Here is a 13,475-nt window from a genome sequence, read left to right on the forward strand (position 1 = left end):
GAGTGACGATACCGGCGATCGAGGCCGATCAAACGACCGTGGGGAGAATGGGCTGTGCGTTCGCCGCGGACGACACCGTCGACGCCACCTATAGTATGGAGACAAGCGTCGAGAACTGTTACGTGATGAGTGCGATGGTTCGGACCGGGAGTGACAAGAGATCATTGTCGCCGGTGACGGTGATACGGCGGTGTTGGATATCCCCAATCCCAAGAAGAGCGACGATCCACGATTTCGTCACGCCGGTGGACGTTCCGGTGCCCGAGTCTAAGTATCGGGCCACAGAAACTAGCGAGGCCGCCTGCATTTTCAGAGGGTGAGAATATAACTATACATTGACAATCGGGCCACGATGACCATCACCAATCTTCACGACTTGTTCGTATACAAGAATATCAAGTATTTTAGCCTAGGCGGCCCTATCATACTATTATTTGAGCCGTCCGAGCACGTGTTTGGTACCGACAGTTCTGTGAAATCACTCTCGCAGCCGCAGTCTATAACGTCGAACAAGCCGCCAAATGATGAATCCCGTCGCCCTCTGAGGATTCAATAGAGCTGTTCCATTCGAAACCTCGGTAGCGTCGGGTTTGCGCTGACCGTTCTCCAGAGGCTGAAAGCCGAATCGAATGTGGTCGCTCTGTCTATCTCTGACAACGTGATACCCGCATTAGCGGCTTGAACCGGGTCCCTGTAACGGTTCGACGATCGAGCGGGTTGGATTCGAGAAGAGTCAGATGGCTTGGTTTAGACGCGGTACAGATCGTTCTAGACTGTTTGTGTACACGCTACATAATTGATATCAAGAGATACTTCCTCCCTTAATCTAGTTGACCGGAAGTAGCCACACTGTCTGAACTCAGTAGCGTCTAAACACGGTCGAGTCAGACTATTTTTCGATAGTCTGACTCGAGTCGACGACGCGGACACTGAGAACGAGGAGTGAGACGATTTTCGCTTCGATCCATTATTCGACGGAGCGACACGTCGGATTTAGATTCGCTGAATCCGTATTGAAAGCTGCGTTCGGGAAATCGCCGTGCATATCACAGACCCAGCGGGCTTCACCGTAGCGCAAAACCGGATCCATTGCTGTCCCACAGACGGGGCAGGTGGCTCGTCCGAGAGCGCTCATCGCTGCTCCCCGAGAGTAACGACGGGGTCCTCGTCTGTACGCTCCATGTGTTCGACAAAGTCTTCGTAACGGGCGCGAATCGTTGACTCACCGATTCCCGTGACGAGCGCCAATTCCGCCGCGCTTGTGGCTATCTCCGCGGCATTCGCAACGTACAACCACGCTCCGGCAAGGATTCCTAAATACCGTTTGTTCCGTGCCCAATCGGTCGTCCGTGCCTCGGCGAGGAGTTCGTCGACAAACGACACCGCCTTGGGAGACGCATTGGGAAAGTGGATCTCGAACAGTTTGCTTCCCGTCGCCTCGAGGAGGGTGTCTCGCCGCTTGCGAAGGGTCGCAGTCGAAATATCGAAGTGGGAGGCAAGATCGGCCTGTGAGAGTTCGACGTCAGTCGGTGAACAGACAACGTAGAGAACTGCAGCGGTATACGTATAGGGAGAAACACCGCTCGTCGCGCCGGTGGCGTCCCCGGTTCGGGCGAGACACATAGCTCGCTTTCGAACGACGTCTGGCAACGCAAGTTCCTCACAGCACGTCTGAATAAGCGTCTCCGGATCGGCGAGCGGAACCCCGATCTCGAGCCTCTGGGAGAGGCGCTGCATTTCACCGATGATCTGCTCCTTTGAGAAGGGCGTCCGATCGGCTATGACAGTGACTCGCACCGGCTGCTCGCGAAGCCGACACGCGATGAGCAGACACGCGGCGGCAGTACGTTGGGGCGATATGACTCGGATATTGTTTCGTTGTAACTCTTCGGCGAGTATCGTCGCGTACCGTCCGAGCGAATCGTCGACATCAAGTCCCGTTGCTATTGCCGTGATCGCCGCTGAAACTGGTTTGTCTGTCATCTTGTCTTGATCTCCGATGGCGGGTAATTCCGCATAGTATCCGGTAACTACATCCCCTGATTCGATCGCGGTTCGTACAGAGTTCAACGTCATCGATCCGTATGAACGTTTTCTTAATTCGTGTTCCATCCAGTACGAACGTACGACGAGGTCGGGCGTGATGTGACCTGATCAGACACGCCGCGCAATAGATTCCTATTTAGACTTGAGAGCGGTGATACTCTCGCTGTGCGTGCAGGAATTACGTCGGATACCTGATTGAATACGATGTGCGTACTACCGAGCATCGATCTCCGAGTCGGTTACTGCAGGCTCGGACTCAAACTGCCCGTGGAAATGACGGCGCCTTGTTCCAATGTTGTCCCGGTGATCGACTTGAGACGGTCGACCGGCGAGACCTTCTTGGGTTCGCCCAGCAGGGCGCCGTCTAAGACCTCACTGATGTTCGAACACGGGATGATCTCGCTCATCTTCTCGTACTCCTCCTTAATCATCACGTCCTGCTCGTTCGCCTCGGGGATGATGATCTTCGGGCAGCTGGTCTTCGCGGCGGCCTCGATATTAGCTGTAATTGAGGGCGGTAAGCCCCTTTCCTCAGCGAGCGTCGAAGACAGGAGCAGGGAGGGGATACAGCGCCCGCACGCCTTGTTTCCGCGCGAATCGGCATCCTTACTACCCACGCGGTTGAAGAGGGTAGTAAGATGCTCACCACGCTTCCGGCGTTGTTCAAACGTGACAAAAAGCGCGCATCGTCGGTTGTGGCCGAGTACCGATCGGTAGGAGTGGGACACTCCGAACTACCTGTAAAGGGAGATCGCCTGCGGAGTCTGTAACCGCTATGGGACCTGTTCTTGCAAGTTCTGGTACAGAAACAAGAAGCTCTGCCCTCAACAAGCGAGGGCCGGTAGGCCCGAGCACGGTAGGGCGGAGTAGTTCACAGAGTCACCCCCCTAGAACCGTGTATGGGGGAGATTGCTGCGACAATCGGGAGATGGAGATACAAGGGGTAATACGGGAAGAGACGGATGCCTCATTCAAGGAAATCGAAACTGAGGATGATGGATCCGATACAATATTCATTGCAGACTCCTGTGACCAAGAGTAGCCTCTCTAGAACGACCCAATGAAATCCGAGTTTGTATTACCAGCGCACGGCCTTGAGCATGGTCACATACCAGTCCCTGCTGGACATGTACCACGACTGGAAGTGGTGTTTACCCAAGTTGGACTCTGTGTTTATGAAGAACAGAATCCAGATACATATCTCCTGGCGCAAGATCCAGTCGAGATTCGGCGCTGATCGCAGAAGATTGCCAATGAATCTCAGCGCAAACGAGCAGTTTTATTCTTGAGCGTGAGAAATTTGCACTCATGCATAATCTAACAGCCTTCCAACGCGATTTGCTATACGTTATTGCCGGCCACGAAGAGCCGTATGGCTTGGCAATAAAAGACGAACTTCAAGACTACTACAAAGCAGAAATTAACCACGGACGTCTCTACCCAAATCTCGATACGCTTGTTGAGAAAGGGTTGGTTGAGAAGGGATCACTCGATAAACGGACGAATTCATACACGATCACTGATCGGGGATATCGCGAACTCGAGGCCCGCCGCAAATGGGAAAGCCAGTACGTCGAAGACAGATAGACAGATTTAATTGGCTTACTTCTCGTTCACCACAGCAAGGAGTCTCCACCAGATATCGCGCATGTGGAAAGCGACGTACAGGTTGTATATAAGGGGAGATATTAGTGGCAGGCCGGCAGCCGCCAGTGATATCAAACATGACTACACGTTTGCACACCTGTCGTTGAATAGTGGTGATACAAACAGCCGAGTATGAACGACCTTGACCCGACTGGCTTTGAAGACCCGGAATAATTCTGTGATGCGATCGTCGAGTTAATCGACACACTCGAGGATGCTGATCTACTTCCCGAGGACAAAGCGTCGGACTTCCAATTTGAAATATACTAGTCAGTCGAGTTTTCAGAGCCATCTGACGAAGGATTTCTATGACAGTTTTCCTGTCACGACTAGCTCTCACCCGCTGATATCGGACCGAACTGATATCTGTCCGACTGTTGAGCTCCTACACGGCCGGTTGTGGCGCCCGGTCGAAAAGGGACACAAGGGAACCTCGGTACTCGCACTTTCCTTCTTTCGCCGATAGACCTTCACTACTCAGTCCCGACTCTCTGCTATGTCTAACTCTCGAACTCAACAGTTCCGCGGTTGCTCACCGCCTGATCGTGACGGCTGGCAGGGCTCGGCAGTGGCCTGCCGAACGACTAACCACGACGGGTCGGCCGTCTGTGCTGTCATGGGTGAAACTGTTCAGCTGACCGAGACACATTTCTATATAACGCTGCGACGGGAAACATCGTAATCGACCCAGCCTGACGAGTATGATCACGTGGCCGTTCGCGATGGGGTACTCGGCGAGCTGGACGAGTGGCTTGAGCGAGAGGAATAACGATAGTTGGTAATACGACCTCTTTATTTAGAATATCTGTTGCAGTTGTTCCGTCGACTCATCGTCACGATCGGATGATTCCGTCTGTAACCGCCGGATCTTGTAGAACTAGGACAAATTATCGTAGTTGAGCATCACGACGAGCATCTGCAGCATACTCGAACTGTTCGCTTCCAACTCGTCGTTCGCTCGATTCGCTTCGTTGACGACCGCTTCACTGACCGCCTCGAGTTCGTTCGGTATCGGGTTGTTCGCTCGAACGCTATCGTGTCCTCGCCGAAACGAGTTCGCAGTGTCGGAGACGGACGAGAGAAGCGTCCCGAAAAAATCGGACGCATACGGGGAACTCACCGACGTGTCGGTTCGGTCTTCGACGCGCTCCCGAAAGTCGGTGACGTCAGTCCGATGTTCGTAGAGATCTTGTATCGAACCGAATTCGTGGGAGAGGACGATCTGATTGACGCCAATCGAAATGGGAACCAGCGTCAACAGCCCATTGACGGTGCCGTTGAGGTACCACATAATCCGTGACGGCGTGGTCACCGTGGCAAGGCCAGGCCTCCAACGACGACGAACGCTGCGCTGATCCCAATCAGGATGACGAGTGAGCCCGTGAATCGATTTCTGGTAAGTAAGAACCATCGCGTGAATTCCATGACAGGGCGGCGGCCAGCCGATTCGGCGGGCGTCTCGTCCATACTGTCTTCCGACGTACGCGAGTAAGGCACATAATCGTCAGCGGTGGGTTTGCAGCCCGCTTCGTCGTCGGGTTGAGCGAAATGCGGTGATTGACTATGTCAAATATTTTGACGTGCAAGTGCGTCCCTTTGTCGTTATCTCGTTCTCAGTATTCGTTATCGATGTTTCCCGATATCTCGTGAGTGAAGTTCGTCTTCGGCCTGCCATGTTCGTGGTCGTACGGCAATAAAGACTGCAACGAGATACAGTGCGACGACGATACCAATTACGAGAAGGCCGGGTATCACCCCGATAGAGGCACTGGTTGGCCATGGTGTCGTTGTAAATGCGGCTATGTGTATCGTCCAAGCCCCTAACATAATCGTGAAGAGCAAGAGGTAGATCCGTCGGAGACGATGCGCAATAGCTTCCTCTCTGGTGATTTTGATAACAGGTGTGCGGTAGTCCTGGCTCAACGTCTCTCGCCACGATGGATCCTCGAGACCCGTAGATGGGTCTAATCCGTACGCAAAGACGTTTTTCTGGAGCGTCCGAACGCGTCCACGCCAGAGATCGTAGCCGCGATACCGCTGTGCCTCCATGAATAAGAAGGCCGTCAATGCCGCTATTCCCAATAATATGATATAGTGCGGTCGGTTAGGTCCCGAAAAGCCCCATGTCAGGACTCCGCTCATGACTATAACGGCCCAGTTTGTCGTTCGGTCGAGACGCTCACGCCAAAATTTCATCCGATGAATCTCTCCCCGGTAGAGATGTGCCATCGACGAACTCGGTGCCATTTCTTCTTCTAATAACCCCTCACCGACTTCGCGGTGTTCAGCGGAACCGGGGTCGATATCTTTCGCTGATTTCTGAGTCATTACAGTTAGACGCATTCAACGACCGGAGTAATAGAGGCAGCACTTTACCACAATAATCGTACTATCTGAGAAATCTCCTTTTCGTACTCTGCTAATTAACGGATAGAGTAGCCAAGGGAGGCACAGAAGAATTCAAAGAACATCGCGTATCCTGTTTGAATAAAACTTCGAAAGTCATTGAGTTCGCCACGCTGGCCTGACGCGTATGGTCATACAATGAAAGTGAGTTTCGCAACCTCTTGGATCGACGAATATCTCCGTGGATCTCTTCAGAAGTTACGCTAGGTACTACACTCAAAACAGTCTCTGAGTAAAAAGCTCTAAAGGCTAATATAGCTAGACCACTTCGAAAAGTGCATATTCATCCGTAATCCTATAGACAACTGAATCACATTTAATCATCTGACTGTTGGCAGGTGTGTGAGTCGGTCTGTTTCTTATACACGTTACCTTGGATGGCGACTTCATTGCGTTCGAGCAACCTGTCACTGCCGTCCGTGTACCGGATGGACCGAAGAAACCGCCAGAGTGGCCGAATGTTGCAAAATGCGAATCCGACAACGATGAGCGCGAAGCCGGCAACGGTCGCCGTGGTGATTTGTTCACCAAGCAGGATTATACCGAAGAGCGTCGCCACGACGGGAGATGCATAGTTGATGAGACTGACGCTTGTTGCACCGATTTGATTCAGCAAGGTAAAGTAGAGGAAGTATCCGCCGGCTGTAGCGAAGACACCGAGGTATATGACTGCGAAGACTGCTGACGGTGTCCACACAATGTCTCCGAATGATACGCTTGAATAGGCGTAGGATGTGATGTGGAGGAAAATCGCACCAGTAGCCATTGACCACGCGTAGAGAGCCATTTCCGGGAGACCTGCCGTCCAACGTTCCGTCAGCACAGACCCGAGCGCGAAGACGAGTGCGGCCGCTATCAGCAGTCCAATGCCAAGGAGTTGTCCGTTGAAGGAGCCGCCAGCAATCGCAATAGCGGTTACCCCGGCGAGTCCAGTACAGAGGCCGATGACGTCCGTGATGTAGATGCGCTCCGTTGGGAGAATACGAATCGCGATGAGGGGGGTAATGATCGGCGTAAAACTGATGATGATCGCAGCGACACCACTCGTGACGTAGCTCTGGCCGATAAAGGCGAACGCGAATTGTGCACCCATGACAAGGATCCCGTTCGAAAGGATGAGAGCTACATCCGATTTAGTCTGGGGGAGCCATCGAATTCGACTGAGTAGCACAACTCCAGTGAAGATAATGGCAGCAATGTCCAATCGGGCCGCTGCGAAGAGGAGCGGTGGTAGAGCTTTAAGTCCAATTTCGATTGCTGTATAGGCTGTTCCCCAGACGAGTGCGAGCGCGCCAAAAAGCAATGCGTTTTTCCCATTTGTCATTTTGTCACTGCGTAGTCTGTAGCTGTCTCTAGGTCGATATAGTATCTATAGACGGTTCAACTAAACGGTTTACGTGGGCTATGATAACACGATCCAACAAATTCATGACTATACAAATAATTTATTGAATACATTGATTTCGACCGCTTCTCACCGAACAGGGCGTTGAAAACGGCCAGTTGGTTCGACAGACAAACTACAACGCACTTACTGATGATAATCGTAACAATCAAGAATTAGTGTTAAGTGGATAGAAAACCGGATCCACGGTGGGTGTATCGAACGAGGAATGGCGTACGCTTTTTATTAGCGGCTTTCTGCACTCTACTCTGGGGATGTCTTCGGTACTCGCCCAGTCACACGAGAACTCCAGAAACCGCCTGTCTGGCTAAGTTGTGGCTTCGATCGACTGCCGTCAAGAGACGCGGTCGATCGATTTTCACTGATATTGTACATGTGGTTGACTATGTCATCGCTCACGTCGTCGAGCAGGCCGCCGTCCGGGGCCAGCTCAACTCTATCTATGAATCGATTCATCACATATCGAGGCAGTTCAGGGGAACGATGAAGTATCTTGAAACTGCGATCCGACGGCTGAAGAGCATTACTGCGACTCCAGCTGTACGATCATCTTGACAAGAGCATAGATTCATATCGCAGTGGCATTCACACAGGCTAAGCAGGATTCTGAAGAGACGGCGAGTGACGCGCTCGCTGTCGAGAAACCTATCTGGATACGGTGACAGTGTCTACAACACGCTTGAGTGGCATGGTCACCTACTACTCGCAGGGGCCTGCCAATCGCCCCGTATAATTCGCGAAACACAGATGAACCGCTTGAGATTGGGTACAGGATCGAAGGTCAGATCGAGAAACACAGCAAGGACGTCTAGCTGAAGCAATCGGTCTTAGACGAGACGTACAACCGCTGAACACAGGTTGAGCGAACAGATGACGCGGTCAAGGATCGCGGCCTCGTGCACGTCCACTACGAGCGGGGAGATAACCCAGGACGGGAGATACTCAAGGTATGAGGTAAATTCTATGACACACTCTCTCGAAGATATTCGAACAAATCATCTCTCCGCGATATTTAAAAATCCTATATAGGCGAATGCTTATACACATTCAGGAGTAAGAGGGGGTATGGGAAAACAAACAGCGAAGACTACAGAACGATCTTTCTTAGTGGTAGAGACAATCCAGAACTTAGGAGGTGCAACTTTAGAGGAATTGACTTCTGAACTGGAGATGGCAAGAAGTACAATTCACATCCACCTTCGGACTCTTATTGACAGGGGATATCTCATGAAAGAAGGAGAGATATATCATATTGGATTACGGTTTCTCAATCACGGAGAGTATGCAAGAACACGAAAGAATGCATACTCTCTTGCTAAAAATACGGTAACTGAACTTTCTGATCAAACAGATGAAGAAGTAGAATTTGTTGTTGAAAACAATAACCGAGGTATTCTTGTACACGAATCTTTTCACCCAGATAGCCAGTTCGTTTCTAAAGAGGGACATATATCTAATTCACCTACATCTGCTGGAATCTATTATTATTTACATACCATTGCGACTGGTAAAGCAATCCTCGCTGAGCTCTCTGATGAACGTGTTGGAGAAATATTGGATGAATGGGGATTGCCTGAACAAACAGATGAAACTATAACGGAAAAAGGTGAACTATTAGAAGAATTAAATCAGATTCGCGATCAAGGGATAGCTTTTGCTGACGAAGAATATGTGGAAGGACTAAGAGAAGTAGGACGTTGTGTGAAAAACCCAGATGGAAGTGTTCTCGGTGCAATTGCTATCATTGGTCCAAAATACCGGTTTACGGATGAACGATACACGGATGAATTGCCAGAAATTCTTACTGAATATGTAACTGATTTAGAGGAGGATATTTCAGAATCATATATGGAGGATTATCTTTGATGATATAGTGTTAGTCTATCAGGACTCAAAACAGTACTAAGAAAAGAGACTGTTATATACTTTAGTCACTATCTATCTTTTCATTGGCATTAGGTTTCACACCAGCACATTTGCAAACACTCTGTTTAATTAAATGTTCCTATTGGAGTTACTGCATAGAAAAGAGTAGGAGAGAGGCTATCGATATGTTCTATATATGTTGGACTCTTATTCGCTTAACGTGCTTTAGTTATAGTCTTAGAGTCAAATTCAGCAGCTACGAGAGATTCTATATTTTCATGAGCGGCAACTTCTTGTTCGTCCTAAGAATTAAGTACTATCGATAGATTGGCCTGATAGGCGTACCAATACTCCTCGAAAATAGATGAGTTTGCATTTGGGGTGGGTGAACGTCACTGTCAGCCTACCTCTAGATGTTTGATTAAATGTGGTACTGGAAGAGTAAGATGATCGAGAGGAGAATCATCACAAAGCCGATTGAAATAAGAATTGATCCTAACATGGACTTATTTTCAAACCTGAATAAAATGGGAATATTTATGGTTTCCCGTAGTTCGTGGTATGTAAATTCATTTCCTTTATTCTGTATTATCGCTGCTACTCGGAGGAGTTCAAGACCAAGACTAATGAGACAATATCCAAAGATACCACCAAGAATGATCGCTAACGTATCTTCGTACCACGGTTCAGTGATATTAGACAATCCACTTCCGATAGCGATCCCTACCGCTTTTATAATTATATATAAATTCGCTACCATAACTATATAATAAATTCTTATCCATTGGTTCTGCAATTGTTCATAACGAGTTTTGATATCACCATCTCCATCTTGTTTGACCATTATTTCAGTGGATAGGCGAATATCGCCATTAAACTGAACTGCATCTAATGACGATATAGCCTACAGTCTCTTCTTCATCCTACGTGGTAATCAAGCATGCGAAATTGCTTTGCTCTATGACTGAATCTTGATAAATATAGAATCTTTCCCTGGAGCCATGGAAAACGGTTGAGTGTAACTCCCATCGGCTTTAAGGAATCCGGTCGCAAATTAGAAACTATGGCGTCTATCGAACTAACTCCGAGCCAGAAGAAAATCCTTCGTGCACTGACGAACCTTTCTGCACAATCTGAAAGTACAATCAAAGGTAAGGATATTGCAGAGCAGGTCAATCGAAATCCAGGGACAATTCGAAATCAAATGCAGAGTCTCAAGGCACTGCAACTCGTTGAAGGTGTTCCTGGACCAAAAGGGGGGTACAAACCCACTGCAGGGGCATATGAAGCTCTTGAGATTCAACAACTGTCTAACCCCGCTTCTATCTCCATTTTGCATGAAGGCCAGAAGATCAAAGATATTGTTGTCGAGGAAATCGCTCTTTCGAGCGTTCATGATCCTGAACTCTGCAGGGCAGAGGTACACCTCCAAGAAGGGATCAACGAGATTTCTGAGGATGATTCGATTACTGTAGGTCCAACACCTCTCTCGAAATTGATCATAGAAGGGCGTGTTGATGGTATAGACGACGCACACAATATTCTCATTCTCCGTATTGAGAATATGGTTGCTCCTGCTGAAGGATCTAACTGTTAAACCATCAAAACGTACTCATAGCACATAATTTTGATAATTTCTTATATATAGGGATAGTACTCGGCATATTCTCCATTGGGCCATGTTTAGACGTCAATCAGGAACCTCTCGCCTGGAATTATGAAGGATTAAGTGAGGTAGCAGCAAGTATGCCGTCTCAGCTCGCCCGGTTCACTGACCGATATGTCGATTTGTCCCACAACGCTGTCATCGGTGAGCCAGAACCAGCGCTCAAGATGGGTGATAGCGGCTACGCTGACTGGGTGATCGTCTCGATCCACTGTCTCCGAGAGTACCGGAACCATCCTTACCGCCGGTGGCTCGACATTCTGCACGAGATGCCTGGAATCATCGCTAAACTCGGCCTTGCGGTAGATAGCTCTCAGCTTTCATCACCGTCTATACGCGGAAACAAAATCTTAAAATGCGGGTCTGGTACGTGTTGCTGCGGCTGTCTGTCTCACTGCATGAGTTCGGTGACGTTCAGGCAATCGGTGCATCGGGCTTCAAACGCCATCAAGCCAGCCGTCACTACGTACTTCGCGTCGGATACAACTTTGGCGATATCAAGACGACAGCGCTCGTCGATTGCGATACCAGCGTCATTCTTGATATCCATTGCTCGATGAAACAACCGCACGACCACACGTTGGATGGCAAGTACTCACGAAAAACCTAGCACAGTTAATCACGACCACAGCTGACAAAAGCTACGACTGGGACGCGCTACAGCACGAACTCAGGGATGATGGCATCCGTCGGGTAATCATACACCGAGAGTTCTACGCACTTGACAAAGCGCACAGCGCTCGCCACGACGGGGACATCTATTATCCCCGCTCGATCGTCGAAGCGACCTTCTACACATTGAAGCATCGGTTCGGCGAGACGTTACGGGCTAGAACGTGGTTTGGCCAGTTCAGAGAGTTCGTCCTAAAGACCGCCGTCAGAAATATCGAGCAAGCTGTAAGGCTCTAACACCACTGATTTCACGCGTCTAAACAAGTCTTCTCCATTATATTCATAGCAACCTTATATTGTTGTAATTTTTCTATACCTAATTATAATGGGAATCAGGATTTGGAATTCTTTCCGTTCTAACATTTTGGACTACTATATAGTATAGGCTATATTCATCTACACCCTTGAATTCTATCTTTTGCGGGATTTTGTACGACAAGACTGCAAACCCGCTAGAGGCTAGCAGCAAAACGTCTCTGATAACTCTATTACAAACGTATGGGTGTAAATATTCTACTGCTAGTTGGTCCTATTATGATGGATTATTATAGGAAGTACTGCTATGAGGTTTTCTTTAGTATCTTCGGTAGTAACTAGTACACTAATCAACATTCTTACTACTAATCCATACTAAATTTCTATTCCAAATAAGAATAGACGCTCTTATGAAGAGCTGCAGAACGTACCATAGTTACACTGTAGTGGCTGACCTTGGGGAAATATGTCTCAGCCAGCTTTCGGAAAGATGCTGAAACAACTTGTTGGACTAGGAGTGATTGAATTACAGACAGAGCCGCTCGATGCCCGCATCGAGCGGCGACTCAAGAAATTCTGGGAGCGTACTCCTTGTCCAGAATGTGGTGATCCAAGCATCCGAACGTGGCCCTCATCGGATCGGATTATTTGTCGAAACTGCGGGTAGAGCCGGTTTATACCTATGGGATTCCCTTTCACGAGAAGCACTTCACCGCTGGAGAGGTGCTTCTCGCCTTCATTCTCTATGCTGATACACTGTTGAGTATCTCGAAAATTGCGACACTACTCGTCGAGCGTACAAGACCGTGTACTATGCTATTCGAGAGGTGGAAGTCGCGGTTCATCGAGGCTTTCCAGCTGTCTGGAATCAATTCCAACAGATAATCGATGGGGCGGTACAAATTGACGAATCCAGTAGCATCTGGTCGGGGTATAAAGGCCAAGACCCGCCGCGGGACGGCCGTCACCGCGGCGGGTTGTCTCAATCGGGACGTTCGCGCTGGCGTGGAAGACACGGCGACCAGATAACGTTCGTCGCGGCGTGCCGCGACGTGCTACAGGTATTCATGGCCAGCTTGGTATCAGATACGAAACCGACCTAGATCCAGTAATTCAAGAGGCTGAAGACCTCCTCCCAGCCTCTGGGGAAGGTCTGAATTGACGGTCTCCAAGCCTATCGACAAATGGAGTACACTCACCAGATCGTCGTACACGATGAGACGTACGTTTCGCCCGACGGTGTCCATGTCAACCAGGTTGAGTGCCTCTTCTCGCTTGTCAAACCCTACGGAAATTTCGCGGCCTGTCCAAGCACGGCTTGGAACAGGCCGCTTCCACATTTGGAATCGTCCGTTCGTTAAATCTCGCTGGCGCATCCCTCGTGAGCGCCATCGACTGCCTTGCTATGGGGACATTCCACAGCTCTACATAAGAGCGAGAATAGATGACTAGGGTGGATATGAGCGTCACGAAAAATTGATCTCTGATATTGAAACTGACTCCGAAGACCAA

9 protein-coding genes and 5 pseudogenes are annotated in these 13,475 nt (G+C 49.4%); 8 read left to right on the top strand and 6 right to left on the bottom strand.

All coding sequences use genetic code 11. From position 1 onward, the window contains the following. Positions 1–2: 2 nt before the first annotated feature. Both AC0QDI_RS19090 and AC0QDI_RS19095 read left to right on the top strand, forming a co-directional pair. Positions 3–320, top strand: coding sequence for a hypothetical protein (locus AC0QDI_RS19090; RefSeq protein WP_226777634.1), 318 nt, complete (start codon positions 3–5; stop codon positions 318–320). A gap of 118 nt (positions 321–438) precedes the next feature. Beyond that, positions 439–525, top strand: a pseudogene (locus tag AC0QDI_RS19095) (IS5/IS1182 family transposase); the annotation flags it as partial. 606 nt (positions 526–1,131) lie between these two features. On the opposite strand, the gene AC0QDI_RS19100 reads toward AC0QDI_RS19095, so the two are convergent. Next, positions 1,132–1,983, bottom strand: a complete 852-nt coding sequence (locus AC0QDI_RS19100; RefSeq protein WP_474670882.1) for a transcription initiation factor IIB family protein — start codon at positions 1,981–1,983, stop codon at positions 1,132–1,134. Between the two features lie 302 nt (positions 1,984–2,285). Next, positions 2,286–2,555: pseudogene (locus AC0QDI_RS19105) on the bottom strand (ATP-dependent protease LonB); the annotation flags it as partial. A gap of 799 nt (positions 2,556–3,354) precedes the next feature. Here AC0QDI_RS19105 and AC0QDI_RS19110 point away from each other — a divergent pair. Beyond that, a complete protein-coding gene (locus tag AC0QDI_RS19110) occupies positions 3,355–3,633 on the top strand; it encodes a PadR family transcriptional regulator (RefSeq protein ID WP_474670884.1) in 279 nt (92 codons plus the stop codon). A gap of 937 nt (positions 3,634–4,570) precedes the next feature. On the opposite strand, the gene AC0QDI_RS19115 is transcribed toward AC0QDI_RS19110, so the two are convergent. The 3 genes from AC0QDI_RS19115 to AC0QDI_RS19125 form a co-directional block, all read right to left on the bottom strand. Continuing rightward, the gene (locus AC0QDI_RS19115) at positions 4,571–5,104 is read right to left on the bottom strand and encodes a DUF7972 family membrane protein (protein WP_474670885.1); all 534 of its coding nucleotides are present in this window, start codon (positions 5,102–5,104) and stop codon (positions 4,571–4,573) included. 212 nt (positions 5,105–5,316) lie between these two features. Beyond that, positions 5,317–6,021 carry a DUF2270 domain-containing protein gene (locus AC0QDI_RS19120; protein WP_474670887.1) on the bottom strand — a complete coding sequence of 235 codons (705 nt, stop codon included), beginning with the start codon at positions 6,019–6,021 and terminating at the stop codon, positions 5,317–5,319. Positions 6,022–6,415: 394 nt separating this feature from the next. Continuing rightward, positions 6,416–7,423, bottom strand: a complete 1,008-nt coding sequence (locus AC0QDI_RS19125; RefSeq protein ID WP_226777631.1) for a DMT family transporter — start codon at positions 7,421–7,423, stop codon at positions 6,416–6,418. A 311-nt stretch (positions 7,424–7,734) separates the two neighbouring features. Here AC0QDI_RS19125 and AC0QDI_RS19130 point away from each other — a divergent pair. After that, positions 7,735–8,457, top strand: a pseudogene (locus AC0QDI_RS19130) (transposase); the annotation flags it as partial. Positions 8,458–8,569: 112 nt separating this feature from the next. After that, on the top strand, positions 8,570–9,370 hold the full coding sequence (locus AC0QDI_RS19135; RefSeq protein WP_474670889.1) for an IclR family transcriptional regulator: 801 nt from the start codon (positions 8,570–8,572) through the stop codon (positions 9,368–9,370). Between the two features lie 421 nt (positions 9,371–9,791). On the opposite strand, the gene AC0QDI_RS19140 is transcribed toward AC0QDI_RS19135, so the two are convergent. Then, positions 9,792–10,214 (bottom strand): hypothetical protein, encoded by a 423-nt coding sequence (locus AC0QDI_RS19140; protein WP_474670890.1) that lies wholly within the window; start codon positions 10,212–10,214, stop codon positions 9,792–9,794. Between the two features lie 219 nt (positions 10,215–10,433). Here AC0QDI_RS19140 and AC0QDI_RS19145 point away from each other — a divergent pair, with 219 nt between their 5' ends. The 3 genes and pseudogenes from AC0QDI_RS19145 (at position 10,434) to AC0QDI_RS19155 (ending at position 13,395) form a co-directional block, all read left to right on the top strand. Next, positions 10,434–10,967, top strand: coding sequence for an Rrf2 family transcriptional regulator (locus tag AC0QDI_RS19145; protein WP_474670892.1), 534 nt, complete (start codon positions 10,434–10,436; stop codon positions 10,965–10,967). A gap of 149 nt (positions 10,968–11,116) precedes the next feature. Continuing rightward, positions 11,117–11,945, top strand: a pseudogene (locus AC0QDI_RS19150) (IS5 family transposase). 484 nt (positions 11,946–12,429) lie between these two features. Continuing rightward, a pseudogene (locus tag AC0QDI_RS19155) lies at positions 12,430–13,395 on the top strand (IS1595 family transposase). Positions 13,396–13,475: the final 80 nt, after the last annotated feature.

The organism is Natrinema sp. LJW11 (assembly GCF_056135975.1).